Origin of the sequence: Rathayibacter sp. VKM Ac-2803, assembly GCF_009807175.1 — a bacterium.
Classification (GTDB): Bacteria; Actinomycetota; Actinomycetes; order Actinomycetales; family Microbacteriaceae; genus Rathayibacter.
Window position 1 is genome coordinate 3,964,829 of the sequence record NZ_WUCD01000001.1, and the last position, 23,799, is coordinate 3,988,627.

Here is a 23,799-nt window from a genome sequence, read left to right on the forward strand (position 1 = left end):
GACGCGACGAACCAGAGAACGGATCAGACGGTGAAGATCGAGAAACGACAACGACGGACGATCGGCCTCATCGGCACGACCGTCGCCGCGCTCACGCTCTGCGCGTGCCAGTACGCCGATGACGGCATCCGTGTACTGAAAGGCGTGGTCGCAGAGTCCGGGCCGTTGGTCAGATCGCTCCCCGCCAGCGCAGACGATGCGGCGCTGGCGAGGGCGGCGGCGGTTCACCTCGCCGATGTCGATCAGTCGCTCGTGAGCAGAGCGAAGGAGCTGGCGCAGGACGAGGACGTTCTGACCATCGTCTCCTACACGTGCAATCTGTCCGGTCTCGCCCAGGCGGATCCCGTCGACGTCGTTGCGGCGCTCGATGTCGCTGTCGAGGGCGCGAACGGACAAGACCGTCTCGAACTCGTCTTCAACGACGCGGCGACGACGACAGCGACCGTGAAGTCGGAGACCGACGGGTCGGGCGTCATGACGAACGTCGCCGCACTCTCGGTCGCAGTGTTCCAGGAGGTCTACTGCTAGCCGAGACGACGCTTCGGGCGCCGCTCGAGCCGTCCAGTCCCTCTCAGCGGCCTCGAACGTCGTCCGCTCGGTCTCAGAAGGAGGACGAGGGTGACCATCGTGAGGACGAGTGGGGCGACGAAGCGCGCGAGCTGCGGCCGCGAGGATCGCTGGGATCTGCGAGGACGCCCACGATCTCCGCTTTCCAGGCCGCCCGACAACAGCCTCGCCGCGGACCGGCAGACGGCATCCGCTGACAATGAGTGGCCGGAGAGCTCCCCCATCACCCCGCGTTCGGCAGCAGCACCTCCACCTGCCCGTCGGTGACGCGCGTCTCGAACCGGGGCTGCGGAGCGGTGGCGGGCCCGCGCAGCACCTCGCCCGTCTCGAGCGAGAAGGCGCTCGAGTGCCACGGGCACGTGACGCAGGCCTCACCACCGGCGCTCTCGAGCTCACCCTCGTCGAGGGGGCCCGAGAGGTGGCTGCAGGCGTTCGACAGCACATCCACCCGATCGCCGCGGCGCAGCGCGACCAGCGGCGTCTCGGCGACGACCTTCTTGACGAGCTCGTTCTGCGGCAGGTCGTCCAGCGGCCCCAGCGGCTGCCAGCCGCTCGGGAAGCGATGCGGGACGTCCTCCGCGTGGTTCACTCCCGCCGCCTGCCGGTAGCTCAGGTGACCGCCGAGGTATCCGCCGCCCGAGACGACGGCGAGCCCGAGCATGCTGAGGACCTTCCCGCTCCCGCTGAGCCCCCGCCCGCGCCGCACGAAGGACGCCGCGTAGAGAGCCGTCGCGATCGCGTTCGCCCCCGCATGGACGAGTCCGACGCGCATCTGCTGCTCGTGCAGCTCCGACCAGTCGGTGTAGCCGGCGGCGGCGGTCGGCAACGCGCTGACCACTCCGACGCCGATGAGGGTGCGCGCCGCCCGCTCGTTGCCCGGCAGCAGGTCGAGGACCGCCGCCGAGAGCCACGCCCCCGCGGGAACGAGGACGAGCAGCGGATGCACGGGGTGCCCGACCGGGACCCCGTACAGCACGTCCCGCACGGGTTGCGAATGGATGACAGTGTTCACCACCTTCCGCACACGGGCGACGAGCGGGTCGAGGGCGGCCGCGTCTTCGAGGCGGCTGACGAGCTTCACGAACTTCATTTCACGCATGCTCAAGCGCACCGCCGGGCGACCGGAGGCGACAGGGGGTTGTCAGACGCCGTGTATGAGGAGTGGGGGCCGGACGGCGCTTCGCGCCGAAAGGATCGTCAACGACTACAGACGCCACATTCTGTGCATTATTATTCCGTCGAAGGATGGTTTATACATGCAAGGGTTCGTGACGACCGACGAAGCGGCCAGGCGCCTCGGCGTGTCTCCCCGTCGGGTCGTCGACATGCTGACGACCGGGCAGCTCAGCGGCGAGAAGATCCACCGCAGCTGGCTGGTCTCGGCCGCCGCGGTGGACGAGCGCGAGCGCCTGAGCCACGCTCCGGGCAGGCCTGTCTCCGCTGTGACCGCGAGAGCGCTGGTCACGGCGCTCTCGGACGGATCCCGGCTGACGTCGCGGCAGGAGGCGATCATCCGGCGACGAACCGCCGAGCAGCTCGTCGCTGCGGTCTCGCGGTCGGTCCGCATCGAACGATTCGCAACGCGACGACCGGAACTCGCGGCCGACCACCTGCATCTGACCGGTGAGGGCGCTATCGCGCGTCTCGGCGCTCGTGCGGGTGAAGCACTGGTCGGCCAGGTCAGGCGGACACACGGCTACCCGAGAGGCATGACCTACGACGAACTCGTCGACCACGCCATGCTCGTCCCTGATGACGAGAACGGCAGGATCGTGCTGCACAGATTCATCGACGAGATCTTCCCCTGGTCCGAGACGCCGCGAGCACTGATCGCCATCGACGCAGCACGCGACGATCAGGCCCGAGTGCGTACGGCAGGCCTGGACGCGGTCGAGCGATTGAGGAACTCATGGCTGGCAGATCGCACGTAGTCGACGTGCCGCGAGACTCGCCGTGGCCTCTCGTCCTCGAACTGGCCGCGGCGACCCCGCGGGGAAGCTGGGTGCTGGTCGGCGGCTTGATGGTCCATTTGCACGCACTCCGCGCCGGAGTCGAGGCCACTCGACCGACGAGCGACGTCGATGTACTGCTCGACATCAGGTCGAACACCGTCCGCGATGTCGCGGGTCCGCTCACCTCACTCGGCTTCTCAGCTCGCGACCCTTCGCGTGGGGTGCCGCTGCACCGGTTCGTCCGCAATGAGCGCGACATCGTCGACGTCATGGTCGCCCGCGATGTGCGAACACGAACGCGGTGGCAGCTCCGACCATTGCTGCGCTCACCCGGCGCCGCGCAGGCGTTGATGCGCCGCGACGTCTACAGGCTCAACTCGGGCGGTGACTCCGTGACCATCGACGTACCGGACGAACTCGGAGCGCTCATCGCCAAGTCGGCGGCGTACGCCACCGACTCTCGCGATCCGCGCCGCCACCTCGACGATCTGGCCGTCCTGGCAGCGGCAGCAGGCAATCCTCGTGCTCTGGCGCTGGACTCGCTGACCCGGAAGGACCGATTGCACCTGCGACGCGTTCTCCCGCATCTCTCCGATGACGAGCATCCGTCTTGGCGAGTGCTCGATCGATACGACCGAGCGCTGGGTAAGCGCGTGTGGAGGGCGATTGCGGCAGCGTGCTCGCCATGACGCTCCTCGGCAGGCAGAGCAAGGACGGCGAGGCGCAGTTTGCGGCTTCCCCACCGTGAGCATGCTCGTCGCCTCTTTCATTGCGGTAGCGCGCTGAGACACGGCGCTGCGAGGCGCCGTCGGCATCCAGCCGTCACTACCCGACCGCCGTGCTCCCTTCTGCCGGCGACACGGTCTTGACTCAGCAACACCTCACTGATCGCACTGCTCGTCTTCAGCCGCTTCGTCGGACAGACCGCCGCGGGCTACTCCGCCTCCCTCACCGCGCAGACCCGCTCGGCGGCGTCGGTGCAGGTCGCCCGCGATGAGATCGCCGGCCTGCTGGCCGCCGACGGCGAGGAGAACGTGCGGGCCCTGCAGCCGCCGACATCGGGATTCACCCCGACATCGCCGGATTCCAGGACCTCGCGCACGCCTTCGACCTCAAGTCCGCCGCCATGGCCGCACGCGCCACCCTCGAGGCAGCGCTCGAGCGTCGGGAGAGCCGCGGCTGCCACAACCGCAGCGACTACCCCGACATGGATCCGGCGCTGCAGGTGAACCTGGTGTGGTCCCCGAGCACGGGGATCACGCGCGAGGAGATCCCGGCGGTTCCGAAGGAGATCCAGGCGCTGATCGGCGAGGTCGCGACGGCGGGGAAGCTGCTCGAATAGGCGGGGGCGCGGGGGCGGCCGCTCGGCACATGCTCTGCCTGGCCCCCGCGCCCTACGGCGCGCGCACCATGGTCGACCAGCCCGCGGCCTCGGCGCTCCTGGCATCCTGACGGCCTTCTGGAGTGGAGGGCTAAAGTCTGAGCCCGTCGTCGGGCCAGACAGAATCAGGGCCTATCGGCCATTGCCGCGAGGGGACCCAGTGCCTGCAGATTGCCGAAGTCACTCCTCGGCGCAGTGGCGCGGATCGATCCTCGACATCATCGTCGCGAGATATTCACGGAAGGGGGATCGGCCGGCGCGGATCCTGCGACGCCGGCCCTCGGGCAACCAAACTCGGCAGATACGTCGTGAGGTACCAGTCGTTCTCGGCCAAGGCTTCGAAGAGAGCACGTTCCCAGCAGTTCGTGCGGCCAGCGGCCCGCTGTCGCGCTTGCGTCTGGAGATCGTCGACCACGGCAGATCTTCCTCGGCGCAAGAGCGTGTCTGGGAGTGTTTCATCTAGACCTGCCAGCTCCTGCGCCGCTTTCAGTTTGAAGTGCATTTTGAGGTTCAGCGCCGTGAGGTGCTCGGCAGAACGAGCTCGCAAGTATGGCGTCGACACGGCCGCCGGGTCAGCGAAGAGACGGGCAACAGGTCCACCTGAGTCCACTATCCGCGCTCGCAACCACCTGACCGTTGCCATGTCATCGTAATAGGGGTGCAATGTGTTAGCCGGGGCACGTGTCCTTTGCTCTCGGACCGCTCGAGCCGAGTTGCAGGGCATGCAGGCCGGAACAAGGTTGGCCGGGAGGACCGCGAATATGCCGAACGACGCCTTCCCTAGATAGTGGTCGAGTGTCGCTGCATCTCTATCACTGCAGTAAGCGCACCGACTGAACGCGTTTTGATGCAGGAGCTCCGCGTAGATCTTTCGGGGAAGCGTGTTGTTCCGAAGTCGTTCGTAAAGGGCTACCATCTCCGAAGGTCGAACATTCGACGATGTGAACTGCGATGCGACGAGCTGGCCTAGGGTTCCCACGCTGGCCGCTGTCGCGTAGCTCCCGCTGCCGGCGACAATCCGAGCCCGCTCCATTGCAAGCTGATGTCGAAGCGTTGCGTCTTGCGTCGATTCCACGACAGTGTCGAAGACCGCTCCTACATCCAGCGCGGGTACGCCAAGAAAATCCACTAGCTCGAATCCTCTTCGTCGTCTTCCAGCGCACGAAGAAGTGCCCTGCCCTCGGCTCCGAGCTGAAGATGCAGTTCATCGCGCTCCGACGACGCGGCTCCCGTTACCCGATCAAGCAGGGAATGAAATCCCGTCGTCGTCACGTCAAGTCCGAAGACGGTGCTCGTGAGCACCGACACCGACTCACCAAAGGTCTCGATCATGGGCGGGCTCACGCTAATGTCGCGGCCGCGCCGACGCACTACATGAACACAGGAGCGAGGGACATCTTGTAAGACCACCGGCGAGTGGGTAGCTACGATTGCAACGCCATTTCGTTCGCCAATTAATTCCGACAGGGCACGAATGAATGCCGAGAGAAGCGGCGGGTGAAGGTGCGTCTCGGGCTCGTCGACTAATACCAGCGTGCGCTCTTCGACGAATCGAACAATAGCGGTGATCGTGAGCAGGACTATTTTATGTCCAGAACTGAGGGATCGGAGTCTTTCCCCGGCACCACTAACCTCTTCACCCATAACGGGCAAGTTGAGAACATCCTCCATTCGTTCGTCTCGTAGCACTGCGTCGACATCGGTGAGACGTCGCAGTGCGGCCAGCCATCGCTCCCGTCGCGGGCCGCGCACACACAGACGAAGATTCTGCGCAAATTGCGCTTCTAGATCCCCTAGACCGACGACCGCATGCGCGATGTCACCGCGCTCACCCGTCGGATCTAATAGGTGAGTTGGAAAGACGTCAAAGGCAGAGAAGGCCACTGTTACCACGTTGTTAAAGGGCACCCGCCGGCCGACGCTATCCTCGAGCTGTTCGTGCCCGAAGGAGCCGACCGCGAGCGGATCAGAGCCAGCGGAAAGGCTCGCCGCAAAGTTCCGCATGAGAGTGCTCTTGCCTACACCATTGGCGCCGATGAGCACATGAACATTCGTAGGTGGGGTCGAGTCCGCGGAGACACGGAAACTAAGTCTGGGCGGTGTGCTCTCTGACTCTTGAGGTGGGTCGTAGGTGAACTCGTAGTGGCTTAGGACCGCCCGCCCGTGGGTGATCCGTCTGAACTGAGTCTTCACCACCAAGTCATTCACGTCCCTCAGCAAAGATGACGAGGTAACAAACTCACTACGAGCCCGGTCGTAGAGATCAGAGTCAAATGCAATATCACGGAGCGCAATGAGTACGGCTTGTCGCATCGGTTTGTCCAGCGCGAGAATCTTGTCATAATATTCTCGATCCTGACCGAGTGAGAAAAAATTCTCGCCGAGCGTATTGAACGAGCGGTCCAGCGTCGTTCGTCCGGATTCGGAACCCATTCCGAACCGTGCGATCTTGACAATCCCGAAGTTCTCCGGGTCTTCATCACCACGGCCTCGGAAGAGGTGGAAGGTTGTCTTGAAGTGATAATCATCCCAACGATCTTCTTTCAACGTGAAGACATTCAATGCCCGATCCGGCCATTGCTCCCTGGAACGTACGACGAAAGTTGGGTTCATAGCAGCAATTCTGCCAGCACTCATGGACGGCCGTCTAGCAGATTGATCCATTCCCGTGACGGCTCATCAATCGAGACTCCATTCTACCGCCGTCGGCGTGTATGGTAGCGATTTAGACGTCGCCATCGGTGATCGCGATCGCGGCCGGTACCAGCTGGAAGTTCCGAGACACTCGCAGCAGACCGACATCGGCCAAGCCAGCCGTTGTGGCACGGAGGCCGAGTGCGGAGGGGCGGCCGCGGCGGGCGGCACAACCGCGAAACGCTGTCTACCGACACACGCACGACCGGGTGATTTTATTGGCGCACTCGTCAATTAAGAGGACAGCCGTGCGGTCACGACCCGGCGGACTCCTCGGCCCCGCGGCAAGCTGTCGTCGCTTGCACCCACGACGTGTAGCCACCTATGCGCGACGCAACTATGCAGAACTGCGTGCGATCTCCGCGGCTAGGGCAGGGAACTGGCGCAGCAGCTCCTCGGATTCGCGTCCAACATGTCCGCGCATGTCTCTTGCCCGAGATACCAAGGGGATTATCTCGCGCCGTCGCGCGTGTCCGTGCCTCTTCGGTCGTCTGATTGCCCGAGACCACCGACTTACAGCGCCTTCGGGAAGTGCACTGAGGACACGATCAACATACGTGGAATCGACTACGTCCGCGACCGCGATCCACTTCGACAGTCCTTCGAAAGGGTCACTAAAATTGCCAGCCAGACCCTCGACCATGGTCATCAAGTTGGACTCGAGCAATTCTGCCGTGAGGTCGCGATCGACTTCTGCCATGCGGGACGCGACCGCTGCGGCGAATGCCCATCGGTGGTGTTGCAACCCAAGGTCGAGCGGGACGCCGCGCCTCATTGCGCCGAACGCCAACTCTGGCGACATGAGCGCGAAGTAGGGGCTTAGCCGCGTCATCGAAGCAGCGACACGCTCGAGGATTGGATTGACATCATCTGGTCGTTGCTCCCATACAGCGAGCGTGACGTAAAATACCGCATCGCTGGGGTTGGTTAGAGCAAGCAGTCTTCGCTCGAACTCCGTTAGGTCCATGGCCCCGATGACTCCGCGGAGGAATCGAGGGCTGACCTCGCCTAAGAAGCTTAAAAATTCTGGGAAGTTGGTTCGGTTCCACAGCTCGGACGGTGACGCAAAAGCCTTCGCTATCCGATCCTCATCCAATGCTTCACAAAAGCTGCGAGCGGCAGCGTGTGCTTCCTGCGATGGTTTGCGGCGACCGCGGAGAAACTTGGGAGCGAAGCCGAGGACGAACCCCAGCACCTCGAAAGCCTCATTCCAGTTGTTGGTTGGGTCAGCCGAGAAAAGTCGCGCGAATTCGGACGCGAAATTGTTGAAGAGATCAATTGAGTATGCGTAGTCGATGGCCGCGACCGCTTTAATCAGCGCAACAATTGCGTCTAGGTCATCATGCTTAGCCCCCAGGAACTCCTGGTAGCTGACTCGATCGAGTTCGGCGGCGGCCGCGGCGCGCAGCTCGACGCTTGCTGCCGTCAAGATCCGCTCGACGCCTCGTGATGTCGAATAGATGTGGCCCCATCCGCCTTCTAAAAGAAGGGTAGCCAACCGTGTCGGACTGACCCGGGATGCCAATCGAAGCGAGTCCTCGGTGTGCTCTCGGTAGTCGTGGTTATGCAGAACATTGATCAGGTTACCCAGAGCCCACGCGTTCTGGGGTGTCAGCTGCCGAAACCATGCGGAGACAGACTCCTCGCGGTTCCGCAGGATTGGCCGCACCACCTCTGGGCACCACGTCATCGTCTCCGTCAACAGTTGTGCGCCCTCTGCCGTACTGTCCTTTGGGCACGCGATAGCACGGTTGGCCAGCTCGCCCCACTTTACGTCGTCTAGGAGTCGCGTCTTGTACTGCAGCACCCACTTTGAGTCTCCTATTAGACCACGTCCGATTAGCCAAGTGCACCCTCGCAGCGGTGTCGAGGGTAGATCGAGGTAATAACCGATCATGGCTGAAGTGATTGTCTGGTCTGAAAGAACCTCTGCTTCGGGCAGAACCGGCGCCCTCCGGATTTCGCGGCGGGAAGGTCTGGCTGCAGGAACGACGTGCTCGTCTGCCGATGCGATTGCGCCTACAACAGCAGATTCTGGGGGCGTGTAGTCGTACGACGGCGGATGCAACATCCAGCCAACAACGTGATAAGCAGACTGCAAGTGTGGACAGCGAAGCCTGTCGTCCGATTCGATGATGGCCCTACACGACAGCAGAGTTTCCAGCGCCGACATGAGCCATGCTTCGTTGCGGTCAAGCACGCTAAGAAGTCCGCGCAGCTCCAGCCGCGTCACACCGGCATCTACGCCTGCAATCTGTGCGACTGCCACGGCAGTGAGCGCCAAGTCGGCACGGTTTTGTTCACGAAGCTCGAGCGCGAGGCGCCGGGCGCGACGCCACCCTCCGGTGAGTACGTAGAAGAACCGCCACGCGGACGTTTCTCGTTCCGCCGCGCCAAGGCGAAATTCAAGCGGCGTCTGACCAGGATGATCTCCAACCTGGTCGTCCAGCCCGGTCACGAGTGGAAGCACCGTCTCCGAGTTTGTGCGAATGTAGTGAGCAATCTGCGCAACGGCTCCAACCCCGCTGATATTGACCGTCGTGACGCCACCTGCCACTTGATCAACGCCGACGATCAGAACAAGGCGACCTGGTGTGGCGATCTCTGCGAGTTCGCGCACGGTGTCTGCTGGCACGTCCTGTGCGTCATCTATAAAAAGAACCTTGCGTTGAGGGAAAATATTCAGATCTTGCAACCACGATGCCATGCTGCTGTCGCGGGCGTTGTCACGAAGGCGGAGCACCTCGTAGCCCGAGTGTGCTAGCTTACGCAGCGACTGGTAGGCGGTAATAGATTTGCCACTACCGCTCTGCCCATTAAGCACGACCGCCCGCTGGTGATTTAGGGCAGAAACAACGCGATCAACCTCTGCAAGCTCAGGACACGCATCAACGTCGGATGGGCCGAGACGTTCTCCCGCCAAGGCGGCGTCAAAGCCTCGGCTTCCTCCGAATCTGACGCTGTGCCAGCTGCTAGCCTCTTCGGCGTGCAGGAGATCCGCGGTTATGCGGTTGAGTGCGTCTTCGGCGGTGAGTGCTACGTCGTTTTCGCCGGTGACGCTGGGCCCAATGCGGATGGTCTTCCAGAGCCTGCCAAGCTGGCCGATCAACTCGCGCGCAATGATCTCGTCGCTTTCAGAATAACCCACCACTACGAGAGTGCGGGCGTGCTCATTCACGAGTTCATTGATCCTCGCCCTGACCGCAGCCGTCACAACGCCACCCTGGTGCGGCATAATCCAATCCGAGTTCACATTGGCCGCATCCCCATGCGGCTTATGGAGGGTTCCGTCAGGAATTCGGGTGCCATACAACCGCTCGTAGGCTCGCTCGAGCGCCGTGTCCCAGTTTAGTGACACGACGGTTTCGACAACCCCGGCGTGGATAAGACGGGCGAGCGCTTCATGCGCCGGTGACGGAACTGCGCTCCGGTCCCTGTCTATCGCAGCGAACTGTGTTTGAAATCGCGCACGGGCTTTTCGGCTTGCCGCCAAGGAATTCCACAACTGGAGATCATCGGGCGGTGTCTTACTTGATGATCGCGGCGGCTCGTCGAGCGACTCGTACAACAGCGCGTCAAGGCCGGCCGTCGCAGGGAAGCGTGCCGCGATCGATAGCCCTGCACCAACGACGGCGACGGCGCCCAAGTTGAGCGACTGGCGCAACCGGCTCAGAGCATCCGACAAACGTGCGTTGGCTTCATCTGGTCTGGTCATTACACATCGACCTTCGGCTCGTTACAGTCACGTTGATTCATCGGGCATGGTCTGACCGGTTGCCAACACGGCGCAACCAGACTAAAGCCGCACGCCCACTGTCCGTTACACCGCATTTCTCTAGGTCCGAGAGTATCAAATGTAGTCGAGCATTCGTCGAAATTCTCTGCCGCAGTTCGAACCCGCACCTTTTGCGCGTGTGGTGACACCGCAGCAGCGGCTCCTGACGCGACGAAGTGAACGGGTAGCCACCCCCAATCCTCTCAGCAATATTCCACATTGCGAGAGCGGCCCGATCGACACCGTGAAGGCTGGAACCTCGGGGAAGTCAGCGATTGCCGGTGCGAGCACCGCGTAGAGCCGCCCCCGGGTCCGCAACAACTGTTCGATTCGCACCCTGTCGGCAACGAAGCGGAAGTCGTGCAAGACGTCCCCCAATGACCCGTCATCGGGGACCGCGACACGTCAAACACTCACGCGAGCTGCTGGCTTTCGTTCCGCATCAACAGGAGGTACCGAAGGATCGTTCTCAGGCGACGATATCGAGACCTGAAGTGTCCAAGCCAACTAGTGCACGAGGTACACCCCACCGCAACACGTCCAGCTACGGCGAAGACGAGCTGCGCTGGGGTCGATCTCAAGGCGACGCAACGGATCTGAGTCAGGGTCTAGACCCGGACGCAACGCGACCGAGCATCTCGGCGGCCGTCAGTTGCTGGCGCGAGCGCTGCCGGAGTCAGCGACGGTCCTGACGGCGATTAAACCGGGCTCTCGGATCACCTGGCTTCGCGCGCCGCACGATCCCGCCGGAAGAGGCCACCTGATGCGAGCACGAGGCGATTCGCTCTGTACTCGACGGTCTGGGTTCCGCACGTGGAGTTCGCGATTCAGCTGCCACAATGCCAACCGCCAGATCGTCCATGACCCGAACGCGCTGGTACAGCGCCGTTCCGCGGCCGGTCTGAGCTTGATCACCTGGCGATCTTCATGGCACGAACCATTTAGACGCCCAGCTCCCCGTCGTTTCGTCCAGCAACTCCGCCCGATCCACCATGTCCCCGCCCCCACCCCCCTCCGTACGCTCGACTCCATGCTCATCGACGAGTACTCGTCCCCCACCCGCCCCGTCCCCCTCGGCCCGCTCGTGCCGGACAAGCTCACGATCACCCTCTGGGACTTCTCCTGGTACGTGCGCACCGGCCCGGGAGAGCCGTTCGAAGACCTCGACGCGGCCTTCGCGGGCGCGGTCGAGCGCGGATACAACACGATCCGCATCTGCGCGATGCCGTTCCTGCTGTTCGGCACCGACATCGACACCAGCGCGCTGAAGCTCGGCCCGCTCGGCGGCGACTACGCGCAGCGCGTCCGCTGGTACGACGTGAAGGAGCCGACCGTCATCGACGCTCGGCAGCACCTCCTCGCGCTGTTCGAGGCGGCGGAGCGGCACGACGTGTTCGTCATCGTCTCGTCCTGGGAGTACCAGCAGTCCTCCGCCTTCGCCGAGGACCGCGCGTGGTTCGATGCGCTGATGGCCGTGCCGCCGGAGGAGCGCGCCGAGCGGCTCGCCGAGGCGCACGCGGGGCTGATCGCGTTCCTGAAACAGCACGACCTCGACGACCGGGTCGCCTTCGTCGAGCTGCACAACGAGGTGCAGGCGGGGCACCTCACTGAGGGTCTCGAGTACGAGGACCTCGACGAGGCGACCCTCGCCCTCCGACCACGCCTGACCCGCGGGATCAACCGCTTCCACGGGCTCGCTCCCGGCGTGCCCTGCTCGGTCAACTACGCGCACGTGCCCGTCGGCGGCATGCGCGGGATCCCCTGGAACTCCGACGTCCTCGTCGTGCACCCCTACATCTACGGGGTGCTCGACGACTTCCTCCGCGACTTCGCGTTGCGGCGGCCGATCGAGGAGTTCGAGCAGGAAAGAGCAGCAGAGACCTTCCTGCTCGACGGGGCGCCTCCGATCGCGGAGTGGACGCTGCCGCCCGAGTCGCAGTGGAAGCTGACCGCGACCATCGTCGGCAAGGGCGAGATCTACGCGCACGACTGGGGCGACGCCGGGCAGATCGACCGGTTCCTCTACGAGCACTACGGCCGGCACCAGCTCGAGATGGAGGCGACGCTGAAGACCTGGATCGCCGTCGCGGCCGATCACGCGGCGATGCGCGGCATCCCGCTCGTCTTCGGTGAGGGCTGGGTCGGCTACACGCCGCTCGAGGGCCGCTTCGAGGAGGGCCCGATCGGCGCCGAGTACTGCCGCCTCGCCATGCGGGAGTCGCGCCGGGTCGGCGCCCGAGGGTCGATCGTCTGCTCGAACGCGGCGCCGCAGCACCCGATGTGGGACGACGTCGCCCTGCAGCTCGAGTGCAACGCGATCTTCACCGAACCGCGCTGACGTTCACCCCTTGCCCTCCCGCCGGTACCGGATCGGCGGCACCCCGTGCACGGCGGTGAACTGCCGCGCGAAGTAGAACGGATCCGCGTAGCCGACCCGGGCGGCGATCTGCGCGACGGGCAGGTCGGTGGTGTCGAGCAGTGCGCGCGCCCGCGCCATGCGCAGCTGCGTCTGGTACTTCAGCGGCGAGGTCCCGGTCTCCTGGCGGAACCGGGCGGCGAAGTGCGAGGGGCTCAACCGCGCCGTCTGCGCGAGATCGCCGATCGAGACCTGGTCGGTGACGTGCTGGCGGAGGTACTCGATCGCCTGGTCGATCGCCGAGACCCGCGGCGCTCCGGCCGTGCGCTCGGAGCAGAGCAGGGCCATCAGGTGCCAGGCGGCTCCGGAGGCGGCGAGCGTGCTCGCGAACGTCAGGTCGCGTTCCATGGCCTGAACGACCTCTTCGACGAGGGCGACGATGCGGAAGGTGTCGGAGAGATCGCGGACCGGCGCCGCGGCGATCACTCCCGCGACACGGAGGAACTCGGCGAGGTCGCGGCCGACGACGTGCAGCCACCAGAGTGTCCAGGGCGCAGCGGTGTCGGCGCCGTAGGAGTGCGGGGTGCCCGGCGGCAGGAGCACGACCTGACCGGCCTGCACGGGGTGCCTGACTCCGCCGACCTCGCACCAGCCGGCGCCGCGGGTGCAGACCAGGATGATGCACTCGGCGATGCCCTCGACCCTCGCCCTGGCGTGGGCGCGCGCCTCCGGGAAGTAGCCGGCGTCGGTGACCACGAGATGGGAGGCACCGGGGCCGGCGAGAGCCGCCCGCACACGCGGACGCGGCATCACCAGCAGCCGCTGCCCGGGGAAGCCCTCCTCGATCGCCATCCCGCCAGCCTGGTGCACGGTCGTCGTTCCGTCCAGGGACGCCGCCGGATCGGTCGTTCCAGCGCCTGCGGGCCGTTCCTACGCTGAGGCCATGCTCACCGCCGAGTCGACCCTGATCCTCCCTCCCGTCCCCGCCGACCAGTCCGGCGCGGGCGTCGCGGCGTGGGAGGAGCCGCTGCTGATCGACACCTACCTGCCGGGCGAGCCGGACCGGTATCCCGCGTTCCTCGACTCCCGCGTCTACCAGGGCTCGTCGGGGCGGGTGTTCCCCCTGCCGTTCCACGAGCGGATCGCCGCCGAGAAGTCGCCGCACGCGTGGGACGCGGTGCACCTCGAGAACCGCTGGCTGCGGCTCGTCGTCCTGCCCCAGCTCGGCGGGCGCCTCCACATCGCCTACGACAAGACGGCCGACTACGACGTCTTCTACCGCAACAACGTCATCAAGCCGGCGCTGGTCGGGCTCGCCGGCCCGTGGATCTCGGGCGGGATCGAGTTCAACTGGCCGCAGCACCACCGGCCCGCGACCTTCCTGCCGACCGACGTGTCGATCGAGCACGAGGACGACGGCGCCGTGACGGTCTGGTGCTCCGACCACGACCCGTTCGCGCGGATGAAGGGGATGCACGGCATCCGGCTCCGCCCCGACTCGTCGCTGATCGAGGCGCGCGTGCGGCTGTTCAACCGCAGCGACGAGACGCAGACCTTCCTCTGGTGGGCGAACGTCGCGGCGGCGGTGAACGACGACTACCAGTCCTTCTTCCCCACCGACGTCGAGCACGTGGCCGATCACGCCAAGCGCGCGGTGGTCTCGTTCCCCCGGGTCGAGGGCGAGTACTACGGAGTCGACTACCCCGCCCGGGTCGACGCGGAGCATCCGGACGCCGACCGGCTCGACTGGTACCGCAACATCCCCGTGCCCACCTCGTACATGGTCACCAGGACCGCCGACGCCTTCTTCGGCGGCTACGACCACGGGCGCCGCGCCGGCTTCGTGCACTGGGCCGACCGCGCGATCTCGCCCGGCAAGAAGCAGTGGACCTGGGGCGACGCCCCCTTCGGCCACGCCTGGGACGCGAACCTCACCGACGGCGACGGGCCCTACGTCGAGCTGATGGCCGGCGTCTACACCGACAACCAGCCCGACTTCTCGTTCCTCGCGCCCGGCGAGACCAAGGCCTTCAGTCAGTACTGGTACCCGATCACCGAGATCGGGCCGGCACAGCAGGCGACGCGCGACGCCGCCCTCCGCCTCGACCTCGTCGACGAGTCGGTGCTGCGGATCGGAGTCGCGGTCACGGCCGTCCGCGCCGGCCTCGAGATCGTGGTGGGCGGCGAGCGATCGGTGCACGACGCCGAGCCCGGCTCCCCCGTCGTCGTGGATCGGCAGCTGGCCCCCGGCGTCCGGCTCGCCGACCTCACCGTCGAGGTGCACCACGGCGGGCGCCTCCTCGTCGCGGTCGACGGAGCCGCGATCGACCGCTCCCCCTCGCACTCCGACGCCCCGGCGCCGGCCGTCGCACCGCCCGCGCCCACCGAGGTCGGCACGCTCGAGGAGCTGTTCCTGATCGGGCAGTACCTCGAGCAGTACCGCCACGCCACGCGCTCCCCCGAGTCGTACTGGGAGGAGGCGCTGCGCCGCGACCCCTCGGACGTGCGCAGCAACGTGGCGCTCGCCGCCCGCAGGCACGGCGCCGCCCGCTACGAGGAGGCGCTCACCCACCTGCGCCGGGCCCTCGCGCGCCAGCTCGCCTGGGCGCCCAACCCCGCCGACGGCGAGGCGCTCTACCGCCTGGGCCTCACCCTGGCGCGGCTCGGGCGCTCGACGGAGGCGGCGGAGGCGTTCGCGAAATCCGCCTGGAACTCGGCGTGGGTCACCCCCGCCTCGCTCGCCCTCGCCCGCCTCTCCGACCCCGCGCACGCGGAGGAGGTGCTGCGCACCGTGCTCCGGCACGACGTCGAGAACCTCCAGGCGCGCGATCTGCTGGTGCTCGTCCTCCGTGCCCTCGGCCGCACGGAGGAGGCCGAGCGCCTGCTCGCCGAGACCCTGGCGCTGGATCCGCTCGACCAGTGGGCGCGGCACCTGGCCGGCGAGACGCTCACCACGGACGCTCCGACGCTGCTCGACGTCGCCCTCGAGTACGCGTCGGCGGGCTGGGACGACGAGGCCCTCGAGGTGCTCGCCCTCGCCGAGAGCGCGACGACCGCGCTCGGTCAGGTGAACGTCGGCCCGCTGATCGGCTACCACCGCGCCTCCCTGCTCGCCCGCCGCGGGCAGGCGTCGGCGGCCCGGGAGGCGCGCGCCCGCGCCGCCCGCAGCGACGCCACCCACTGCCTCCCCTCGCGACTCGACGACATCGCGGTGCTCGAGGAGGCGGTGCGGCTCGACCCGCACGACGGTCTCGCCTGGTCGCTGCTCGGCAGCTGGCGCTACGACCGCGGCCGGGGCGCCGAGGCGATCGACGCCTGGCGGTCGGCGCTCGACGGCGACCTCGACGACTCCCTCGCGGCGCTCGTCGAGCGGAACCTCGGCGTCGCCGCGTACAACGTGCTGCACGACCCGGACCTCGCGGCGCGGTACTACGCCTCCGCCCGACGGCGCCTGCCCGACGACGCCCGCCTGCTCTTCGAGGCCGACCAGCTGGCCGAGCGCCGCGGCGAGAGCCCCGCCGCGCGACTGGCGGCCCTCGAGGCGCGGCCCGCCCTGGTCGAGGAGCGCGACGACCTCAGCGTCGTCTCGGCGCGACTGCTCACGGCCGTCGGGCGGCACGAGGAGGCGTTGCGGGCGCTGACGTCGCGCCGCTTCCAGCCGTGGGAGGGCGGCGAGGGCCAGGTGCTCGGTGCCTGGGACGACGCGTGCCTCGCGGCGGTGCGCTCGGCTGCGGACCCCGAGACCGCTCGGTCCGCCGTGCTGGCCGCGCTGACGCCTCCGCCGACCCTCGGAGAGGCCAGGCACCCCCTCGCGACCACCGCCGAGCTGCACCTCGCGCTCGGCGACGCGCTGGCAGCCTGCGGCGACGCGGCGGGCGCGCGAGAAGCCTGGGCGGAGGCGTCGCGCGCGACCCGCGACTTCGCGGGCATGGCCGCCCAGCCCTTCACCGAGCGGAGCGCCGCGGCGATCCTCGCGCTCGCCCGCCTCGGCGACGGGCGGGCCGCCGCCGAGACCCTCGACCGCTTCGAGGCCTTCGTCGACGAGCTCGCCGCCACGCCCGGCGAGGTCGACTACTTCGCCACCTCGCTGCCGACGATGCTGCTGTTCCACTCCGATCCGCAGCGGCTCCGCGATGCCGAGGTGGCGCAGCTGCGCCGTGTCGTCGCCGACCTGCGCTCGGCGCTGCGCGAGCCGTCGTGATCGTCGAGTCGCGCGGAGGCGACCTGCCGCTGCTCGCCGTCAGCACGCCCGACCTGGAGCTGGTGTTCGCGCCGACCTGCGGCGGGCGCCTCCTCTCGCTGGTCTGCGGCGGGCGCGAGCTGCTCTGGCAGAACCCCGAGCTGGTCTCCTCCGCTCTGACCCCGGTCGCGCCCGTCGCCGAGTGGCCGGCCGGGACCGGCGGGATGTCGACCTGGGCGAACCTCGGCGGCTCGAAGACCTGGCCCGCACCGCAGGGCTGGTCGGGGCCGGACGAGTGGGCGGGGCCCCCGGATCCCGTGCTCGACTCGGGCGCGTGGGCGTCGGAGTGGACCGTCGATGAGTCGTCGGTCGAGGTGGTGCTGACGAGCCCGGACGATCCGCGGTCGGGCCTCCGGGTGACGCGGCGCTTCACCATCCCGGCGGTCGGCTCGTCGTTCGGCGAGCGCGTGACGTTCGAGAACGTGTCCGCGACCGAGCGGAGGTGGGCGATCTGGGAGGTGTGCCAGGTCGCGACCGCGCCCGGCGGAGGCGTCGTCGTGCCGCACGACGGGGAGCCGGTCGAGCTCGACCTCGGCTCGTACGAGGGCGCGGTGTCGTCGTCTCTCGAGGGGCGCGACGTCGTCCTCCCGCTCGGCACCGGAGTCGCCAAGCGCGGCTACCCGCGGGCCTCGGGATCCGTGCAGTACCGCGAGTCGTCCGGCGCCTCCCTCCGCCTCGCGACCGAGCCCGCGGTCGAGGGCGAGTGGCCCGACGGCGGCTCGAAGGTGGAGGTGTGGCTGCAGCGGCCGACGGACGCGCCGATCGACTCGCTCGAAGGCCTGCACCCGACCGCGCACCTCGTCGAGCTGGAGGTGCTGGGGCCGCTGACCGCGCTGCCGCCGGGCGGGAGCTGCGACCTCGAGATCGCGTGGTCGGCGAGCGCCGCCCCGTAGCGTCCTCCTGCGTGTGGTCCCGTCCTCGCTGATCGAGCCCGCAAGAAATCACCCTCCGCGTGAGGCCCTTCCCTCGCTGATCGAGTAGCCGCGGCACGCGGCGTATCGAGATCCACCATCGTCAGAAGTCCAGCTCGAAGGCCCGAACTGCTGAAGCTGGTCGGTCTCGATACGCCCCTGCGGGGCTACTCGACCAGCATGCTCGCTGCCAGAATCCCTTCTCCCCCACCACAGAGAGACCACCTCACAGGCATTGCCCCTCCCTCGCTGATCGAGTAGCCCGCGCAGCGGGCGTATCGAGACCGACCAGCTTCAGAAGACCAGGACTTGAGCCTTCTCTGCTGAAGCTGGTGGGTCTCGATACGCCCCTGCGGGGCTACTCGATCAGCAGGCAAGGGCGAGGGGCGCCCTCTTTTCCCTCACCACTGAGACGCGAAGCGGCTTCGGCGCTGTCGCGCCCCGCAGCCCTTGTCGTCGCGCCGGCTTCTTGCGAGGGTGGGCCGCATGAGCCTCTTCATCAGCTGCCCGGTCGAGAGCGTCGAGCGCGCGACCGCCTTCTACACCGCCCTCGGCTGGACCCTCGATGCCGAGATGTCGAGCGAGAACGCGTCGTGCTTCGCGATCGCGCCCGACCAGTACGTCATGCTCAGCAGCCGCGAGATGTACGCGAGCGTCGGCGGCACCGAGGATCTGATCGGCGTGCCCGGCACCCCCTCGAAGGTCACTGTCTCGTTCGACCTCGGCAGCCGCGAGGCGGTCGACGAGCTCACCGAGCGCGCGGGCGCCGCCGGCGGGCGGATCGGCGACACGGACGACTACCCCTTCATGTACCAGCGGCAGTTCGACGACCTCGACGGCTACCACTACTCGCCGTTCTGGATGAAGCCGACCGACTGAGAGTCGCCGCGGAGTGCGCCCGCGGTAGCGTCCTCGGATGACCCTTCGAGAGGCGCTCGCGTCGGCGTTCGTCGTGACCGAGGCCGAAGGCGGGGCGCTCCTCCTGCGTCCCCGCGACGGGAGCGGACGCGCGATGGTGCTCGACGGTGCGGCGCGGGCGGCGCTCGAGACCAGGAGCGCCACCGCCGTGGCCGACGTGCTCCGGGCGATCGGCGAGGCCCGCGGCCGCGAGCACGTCCTCGTGCTGCACGGCGGGCGGATCACCCCGTCGACGGATCCGGACTCGGTCGTCCGCGACACGGCGCCCGAGGCTCCGGCTCCCACGAGCGGGACCTGGGTGCCCTACGACTAGACACGGTGTCGCTCCTCCGCCGTTAGATTGAATGGGAGATGACAGTCGACCCGGATTCGCGCGCGTGGCAGCGGTCGCCGGTGACGGCGGACCAGCGGAAGGTCGACGCCGCGACCGCCGCCGTCCTCTTCGGCGCGTCGATCCTCTCGCTCGTGCTCGGCCGCGCGATCGGCATGTGGCCGGATCCGGCCGAGCCGCTGCCGAGCATCGGCCTCCTCGCCCTCGTGACGCTCCCGCTCGCGTTCCGCCGCGTGCAGCCCGTGGCCGCGCTCGCCGTCACGAGCGCCGCGTTCGTCCTCGCCGGGGAGCTGCGGGTCCCCGAGGTGACCATCACCAATATCGCCCTCTTCATGGCGCTCTACAGCGTCGGGGCGTGGGACCCGAACCGGTCGCGGGCGACCTGGGCGCGCGGGCTGCTCGTCACCGCGATGGGGATCTGGCTGATGATCACCTTCTTCCGCGCGAGCACGCAGGATCTCGACTTCGACGGCGAGGGGATCGGCGCGCTGACCCCGGTCGCCGCGTACATGCTCCAGCAGGTCCTGGTCAACGTCCTCTACTTCGCCGGAGCCTGGTGGTTCGGCGAGCACGCCTGGTCGTCGGCGCGCCAGCGGGCGCTGACCGACTTCCGCACGCAGCAGCTCGAGGACGAGCAGTCGAAGGTCGCCCGCCAGGCGATCACGATCGAGCGCCTGCGCATCGCGCGCGAGCTGCACGACGCGGTCGCCCACCACGTCTCGCTGATGGGGGTCCAGGCCGCGGCGGCGAGGACGCTGCTCGGCACCGACCCCGACCGGGCGCGCGGGCAGCTCGTGGCCCTCGAGGACTCGTCGCGGGCGGCCGTCAGCGAGCTGTACCAGCTGCTCGGCACCCTCCGCGACGAGGAGTCGGCCCTCGGACCGGTCACCGCCTCGCTCGACCTCGACGCGCTCGACGCGCTGGTCGAGGACGCCGTCGCGGCGGGCCTCCGGGTCTCGCTCGAGCGGGTCGGCGAGCCGTTCGAGGTGCCGGCGACAGTGGGGCTCAACCTCTACCGCATCGCCCAGGAGTCGCTGACCAACGTCCTCAAGCACGCCGGCCCGGGCACCCGCGCGAGCGTGCACGTGCGCTACGACGAGGATTCCGTCGAGCTCGAGGTGGCCGACGACGGGCTCGGCCGCCCCGGTCCGCGTCAGCGCAGCGGCGGCCTCGGCCTGCTCGGCATGCGCGAGCGCGCCGCGACCCTCGACGGCGCCTTCGAGGCGGCGCCGCGCGCGGGCTCCGGCTGGGTCGTCCGGGTCACCGTGCCGCTGGGGGTCCGGGTATGAGCGACGAGCGCGCCGTCCGGGTCGTCCTCGTCGACGACCACGCGCTGATGCGGCAGGGCATCAGCACCATCCTCTCGGCGCAGCCCGGCATCGAGGTCGTGGGCGAGGCCTCCAGCGGCGAGGAGGCGCTCGAGGTCGTGGCGATGGCCCGCCCCGACGTGGTCTGCATGGACGTCGAGATGCCGGGCATCGGCGGACTCGAGGCGACCCGCCGGCTGCTCGCCGATCCGGAGGAGACCGCCCGGGTGCTCGTGCTCACGACCTTCGAGCGCGAGGACTACCTGCTCGAGGCCCTCGACGCCGGTGCGAGCGGATTCCTGCTGAAGAACTCGCCTCCGGAGCACCTGGTCTACGGCGTGCGCGCGATCGCGGCCGGGGAGGCGCTGCTCGCGCCCGAGCTGACCCGCGCGGTCATCGAGCGCGCCGTCGCCCGCGACCGGGGCCGCACCTCCGCTCTGCCGCCGGGCGCCGTGCCCGAGCAGCTGACCCGGCGCGAGGCCGAGGTGCTTCGGCTGATGGCGCAGGGGCTCTCGAACGACGAGATCGCCGAGCAGCTCCTCGTCGGCCGCGCGACGGTGAAGACCCACGTCTCGAACGTGCTGCTGAAGCTCGCGCTGCGCGACCGGGTGCAGGCCGTCGCCTACGCCTACCGGTCCGGTCTGGTCGACTGACTCCTCCTCTCGCCGCGGACTCCGCCCGGAGGCGGAGGAGCGGCGTCACCCCCGGGCCGGAAGCGCTCGGCACGGCCCGCTCGTAGCGTGGAGGCATCGCCCAGGCCCGAGGAGGTCGCATGCTCAGCGTGCACAACATCAGTCGCAGCTACGGAGCCCATCGCGCCGTCGACGACGTCAGCTTCGACGTGGGCCGGGGGCGCCTCACCGGCTTCGTCGGCGGCAACGGCGCGGGCAAGACCACGACGATGCGGATGATCCTGGGGGTCCTGCGCCCCGACTCCGGCACTGTGACGCTCGACGGCTCGCCCGTGGGCCAGGCCGCGCTGCACGGCTTCGGCTACATGCCGGAGGAACGGGGCCTCTACCCGAAGATGGAGATCGGCGAGCAGCTGGCCTACCTCGCGCGGCTGCACGGCATCGAGAAGGCGACGGCCGTCCAGCGCGCCGACGACCTGCTCGAGCGCCTCGGCCTCATCGAGCGCCGACGCGACAAGCTCGAGGCCCTCTCGCTCGGCAACCAGCAGCGCGTGCAGGTGGCCGCGGCGCTCGTGCACGACCCCGACGTGCTCGTCATGGACGAGCCCTTCTCGGGGCTCGACCCGCTCGCCGTCGACGAGGTCGTCGCGGTGATCGCCGAGCACGCCGCGCGGGGCATCCCCGTGCTGTTCTCCTCCCACCAGCTCGACGTGGTCGAGCGCCTGTGCGACGACCTCGTGATCATCGCCGGCGGCCAGGTGAAGGCGGCGGGCTCTCGGGAGGATCTGCGCGAGCAGTACTCGGGCGACCGCTGGTCGCTCGAGATGACCGGCGACGCGGGCTGGATCCGCGGAGTGCCGGGCGTCGAGGTCGTGGAGCTCGCCGGCACGAGCGCGCTGTTCCACGCCGACTCGGCGGCCGCCGACGTCGTGCTCCGCGCGGCGGTCGAGCGGGGAACGGTGTCGTCGTTCCGGCCGGTGCGGCCGACCCTCGGCGAGATCTTCCGGGACATCGTGGTGGCTGCGCCCTCGGGCGCCGAGGAGAAGGTGGCGGTGGCGCGATGAGCACCGGCAGAACGACGAACGACGACGCCCGCCTGGGCACCTGGGGCGCGACCCTGCTGGTCGCCGAGCGCGAGATCCTGTCGCAGGTCCGCTCGAAGGCGTTCCTCATCTCGACGGTGATCACGCTCGCGCTGGTCATCGGCGGGATCGTGCTCTCGAGCGTGCTGGGGAACCGCGCGGTCGAGGCGACCCCGGTGGCCGTCGTCGGGTCGGTGCCCGCCGCGGTCGGCGACTCCGACGCCCTCGACGTCACCGACGTCGCGACCCGCGGAGAGGCCGAGGAGCTGGTCCGCTCCGGATCGGTCGACGCGGCGCTCGTCCCCGACGACTCCGCGATCGGCTTCTCGCTGATCGCCCTCGACGAGGCGCCGGACGACCTCGTCTCGGCCCTCTCGGTCAGCCCCGAGGTCGAGCTCCTCGACCCCTCCGAGACCCCCTCGGGCCTGCGCGCCCTGATCGGCCTCGCCTTCGGGCTGGTCTTCATGATCGCGGTGATCGGCTCGGGCGCGACCATCATGCAGAACACCGTCCAGGAGAAGCAGTCGCGCATCGTCGAGATCCTGCTCGCCGCGGTCCCCGCTCGCGCGCTGCTGGCCGGCAAGATCCTCGGCAACTCGGTGATCGGAGTGGGCACCGCCGCCGCCATCGCGGCCGCGTCGGCGCTCGGTCTCGCGATCACCGGCCAGACCGAGCTGCTCGATCTGCTCTCGGCGCCGCTGATCTGGTTCGTCGTCTTCTTCGTCTTCGGGTTCGTGCTGGTCGCGAGCGTCTTCGCCGCCGGCGCTGCCCTCGTGTCGCGGCAGGAGGACACCGGCGCGGTGATGACGCCCGCGATGATGCTCGTGATGGTCCCGTACTTCGGAGTCGTCTTCTTCGGCGACAACCCGCTCGTCATGGGGATCCTGTCGTACATCCCGTTCAGCGCCCCGGTCGCGATGCCCGTCAGGCTGTTCTTCGGCGAGGCGGAGTGGTGGGAGCCGCTCGTCTCGCTCGCCCTCCTCGTCGTCGCGACCGCGGCCGTGATGGCCGTCGCGAGCACGATCTACACGAATTCGCTGCTCCGGATGGGCTCGCGCGTCAGCCTCCGCGAGGCCCTCAAGGCGAACTGAGCCGCTCGGCCCGGACGCCGAGAGCCGGGTCTCGATACGCCGCCTCCGGCGGCTGCGGGCTCGACCAGCGAGCTCGCGCGGGTCGCTCTGCTCCAGCCAGTGGAGTCGTCCTTCGCTGATCGAGTCGCTTCCTGCGTGTGGTCCCTGCCTGCTGATCGAGTAGCCCGCGCAGCGGGCGTATCGAGATCCACCAGCGCCAGAAGTCCCGATCAGAAGCCCGATCTGCTGAAGCTGGCGGGTCTCGGTACTCGAATGGCGCAACGCGGCCTCGCCGCTCGAGACGCCGCCTCGGGCGGCTACTCGACCAGCAGGCTTGCGCGCTCCCACCGACCCCGGCCGATCGATCCGTCACAGACGCACCGTGCAGCGCAGGCGGTTTCAAGCGGCTAGTGCAACGGCGATGAGTTCTCTCATCTTGGCGGTGGGGCTGCGGAATTCGAGGGTTTGGCGGGGTCGGATGTTGAGGAGGCGCTGGGTTTCGGCGAGGTCGTCGTCGGTGATGGTGTTGAAGTTGAAGCCTTTGGGATAGAAGTCGCGGATGAGGCCGTTGGTGTTCTCGTTC

16 protein-coding genes and 2 pseudogenes are annotated in these 23,799 nt (G+C 67.9%); 13 read left to right on the plus strand and 5 right to left on the minus strand.

Going from position 1 to position 23,799, the window contains the following annotated elements; genetic code table 11:
* Positions 1-30 precede the first annotated feature (30 nt).
* Positions 31-528: a hypothetical protein gene (locus GRS96_RS18705; RefSeq protein ID WP_159989179.1), complete on the plus strand. Its 498-nt coding sequence runs from the start codon at positions 31-33 to the stop codon at positions 526-528.
* A 262-nt stretch (positions 529-790) separates the two neighbouring features.
* Here the strand turns inward: GRS96_RS18705 and GRS96_RS18710 are convergent, their stop codons facing one another.
* Complete coding sequence (locus GRS96_RS18710; RefSeq protein ID WP_159989180.1) at positions 791-1,666, minus strand: Rieske 2Fe-2S domain-containing protein; 876 nt, start codon at positions 1,664-1,666, stop codon at positions 791-793.
* On the opposite strand from GRS96_RS18710, the gene GRS96_RS18715 reads away from it, so the two are divergent.
* The 3 genes and pseudogenes from GRS96_RS18715 to GRS96_RS18725 all read left to right on the plus strand — a co-directional run.
* The gene (locus tag GRS96_RS18715; RefSeq protein ID WP_159989181.1) at positions 1,665-2,498 is read left to right on the plus strand and encodes a helix-turn-helix domain-containing protein; all 834 of its coding nucleotides are present in this window, start codon (positions 1,665-1,667) and stop codon (positions 2,496-2,498) included. The two genes, GRS96_RS18710 and GRS96_RS18715, sit on opposite strands and share 2 nt — an antisense overlap.
* Positions 2,499-2,569: 71 nt before the next feature.
* Positions 2,570-3,208 (plus strand): hypothetical protein, encoded by a 639-nt coding sequence (locus GRS96_RS18720; protein WP_159989182.1) that lies wholly within the window; start codon positions 2,570-2,572, stop codon positions 3,206-3,208.
* Positions 3,209-3,388: 180 nt separating this feature from the next.
* A pseudogene (locus GRS96_RS18725) lies at positions 3,389-3,861 on the plus strand (succinate dehydrogenase); the annotation flags it as partial.
* A 1,167-nt stretch (positions 3,862-5,028) separates the two neighbouring features.
* On the opposite strand, the gene GRS96_RS18730 reads toward GRS96_RS18725, so the two are convergent.
* Together GRS96_RS18730 and GRS96_RS18735 are read right to left on the minus strand one after the other, a co-directional pair.
* Positions 5,029-6,537, minus strand: coding sequence for an AAA family ATPase (locus tag GRS96_RS18730; protein WP_159989183.1), 1,509 nt, complete (start codon positions 6,535-6,537; stop codon positions 5,029-5,031).
* A 394-nt stretch (positions 6,538-6,931) separates the two neighbouring features.
* A complete protein-coding gene (locus tag GRS96_RS18735; RefSeq protein ID WP_159989184.1) occupies positions 6,932-10,309 on the minus strand; it encodes a P-loop NTPase in 3,378 nt (1,125 codons plus the stop codon).
* A 1,090-nt stretch (positions 10,310-11,399) separates the two neighbouring features.
* On the opposite strand from GRS96_RS18735, the gene GRS96_RS18740 reads away from it, so the two are divergent.
* On the plus strand, positions 11,400-12,707 hold the full coding sequence (locus GRS96_RS18740) for a cellulase-like family protein (RefSeq protein ID WP_159989185.1): 1,308 nt from the start codon (positions 11,400-11,402) through the stop codon (positions 12,705-12,707).
* Positions 12,708-12,710: 3 nt separating this feature from the next.
* Here the strand turns inward: GRS96_RS18740 and GRS96_RS18745 are convergent, their stop codons facing one another.
* Positions 12,711-13,577 (minus strand): helix-turn-helix domain-containing protein, encoded by an 867-nt coding sequence (locus GRS96_RS18745; RefSeq protein ID WP_159989186.1) that lies wholly within the window; start codon positions 13,575-13,577, stop codon positions 12,711-12,713.
* Positions 13,578-13,668: 91 nt separating this feature from the next.
* Here GRS96_RS18745 and GRS96_RS18750 point away from each other — a divergent pair, with 91 nt between their 5' ends.
* From GRS96_RS18750 to GRS96_RS18785, 8 genes are all read left to right on the plus strand, one after another.
* Positions 13,669-16,926, plus strand: coding sequence for a DUF5107 domain-containing protein (locus GRS96_RS18750; RefSeq protein ID WP_159989187.1), 3,258 nt, complete (start codon positions 13,669-13,671; stop codon positions 16,924-16,926).
* On the plus strand, positions 16,923-17,858 hold the full coding sequence (locus GRS96_RS18755) for a DUF4380 domain-containing protein (RefSeq protein WP_159989188.1): 936 nt from the start codon (positions 16,923-16,925) through the stop codon (positions 17,856-17,858). The genes GRS96_RS18750 and GRS96_RS18755 overlap by 4 nt, the downstream gene beginning before the upstream one ends.
* Positions 17,859-18,362: 504 nt before the next feature.
* The gene (locus GRS96_RS18760; RefSeq protein WP_159989189.1) at positions 18,363-18,755 is read left to right on the plus strand and encodes a VOC family protein; all 393 of its coding nucleotides are present in this window, start codon (positions 18,363-18,365) and stop codon (positions 18,753-18,755) included.
* Between the two features lie 37 nt (positions 18,756-18,792).
* A complete protein-coding gene (locus GRS96_RS18765) occupies positions 18,793-19,107 on the plus strand; it encodes a hypothetical protein (RefSeq protein WP_159989190.1) in 315 nt (104 codons plus the stop codon).
* 38 nt (positions 19,108-19,145) lie between these two features.
* On the plus strand, positions 19,146-20,414 hold the full coding sequence (locus GRS96_RS18770) for a sensor histidine kinase (RefSeq protein ID WP_159853080.1): 1,269 nt from the start codon (positions 19,146-19,148) through the stop codon (positions 20,412-20,414).
* A complete protein-coding gene (locus GRS96_RS18775; protein WP_159989191.1) occupies positions 20,411-21,085 on the plus strand; it encodes a response regulator in 675 nt (224 codons plus the stop codon). Before GRS96_RS18770 ends, GRS96_RS18775 begins: the two co-directional genes overlap by 4 nt.
* A gap of 119 nt (positions 21,086-21,204) precedes the next feature.
* Positions 21,205-22,128, plus strand: coding sequence for an ABC transporter ATP-binding protein (locus GRS96_RS18780; protein ID WP_159989192.1), 924 nt, complete (start codon positions 21,205-21,207; stop codon positions 22,126-22,128).
* Positions 22,125-23,237, plus strand: coding sequence for an ABC transporter permease (locus GRS96_RS18785; protein WP_159853084.1), 1,113 nt, complete (start codon positions 22,125-22,127; stop codon positions 23,235-23,237). The genes GRS96_RS18780 and GRS96_RS18785 overlap by 4 nt, the downstream gene beginning before the upstream one ends.
* A 378-nt stretch (positions 23,238-23,615) precedes the next feature.
* Here GRS96_RS18785 and GRS96_RS18790 read toward each other — a convergent pair.
* A pseudogene (locus GRS96_RS18790) lies at positions 23,616-23,799 on the minus strand (IS30 family transposase); the annotation flags it as partial.

Coding starts and splice junctions, on each gene's coding strand:
- GRS96_RS18715 (WP_159989181.1), top strand. CDS start 1,665: ATGCTCAAGCGCACCGCCGGGCGACCGGAGGCGACAGGGGGTTGTCAG.
- GRS96_RS18710 (WP_159989180.1), bottom strand. CDS start 1,666: ATGCGTGAAATGAAGTTCGTGAAGCTCGTCAGCCGCCTCGAAGACGCG.
- GRS96_RS18730 (WP_159989183.1), bottom strand. CDS start 6,537: ATGAGTGCTGGCAGAATTGCTGCTATGAACCCAACTTTCGTCGTACGT.
- GRS96_RS18735 (WP_159989184.1), bottom strand. CDS start 10,309: ATGACCAGACCAGATGAAGCCAACGCACGTTTGTCGGATGCTCTGAGC.
- GRS96_RS18740 (WP_159989185.1), top strand. CDS start 11,400: ATGCTCATCGACGAGTACTCGTCCCCCACCCGCCCCGTCCCCCTCGGC.
- GRS96_RS18745 (WP_159989186.1), bottom strand. CDS start 13,577: ATGGCGATCGAGGAGGGCTTCCCCGGGCAGCGGCTGCTGGTGATGCCG.
- GRS96_RS18750 (WP_159989187.1), top strand. CDS start 13,669: ATGCTCACCGCCGAGTCGACCCTGATCCTCCCTCCCGTCCCCGCCGAC.
- GRS96_RS18760 (WP_159989189.1), top strand. CDS start 18,363: ATGAGCCTCTTCATCAGCTGCCCGGTCGAGAGCGTCGAGCGCGCGACC.
- GRS96_RS18765 (WP_159989190.1), top strand. CDS start 18,793: ATGACCCTTCGAGAGGCGCTCGCGTCGGCGTTCGTCGTGACCGAGGCC.
- GRS96_RS18770 (WP_159853080.1), top strand. CDS start 19,146: ATGACAGTCGACCCGGATTCGCGCGCGTGGCAGCGGTCGCCGGTGACG.
- GRS96_RS18775 (WP_159989191.1), top strand. CDS start 20,411: ATGAGCGACGAGCGCGCCGTCCGGGTCGTCCTCGTCGACGACCACGCG.
- GRS96_RS18780 (WP_159989192.1), top strand. CDS start 21,205: ATGCTCAGCGTGCACAACATCAGTCGCAGCTACGGAGCCCATCGCGCC.
- GRS96_RS18785 (WP_159853084.1), top strand. CDS start 22,125: ATGAGCACCGGCAGAACGACGAACGACGACGCCCGCCTGGGCACCTGG.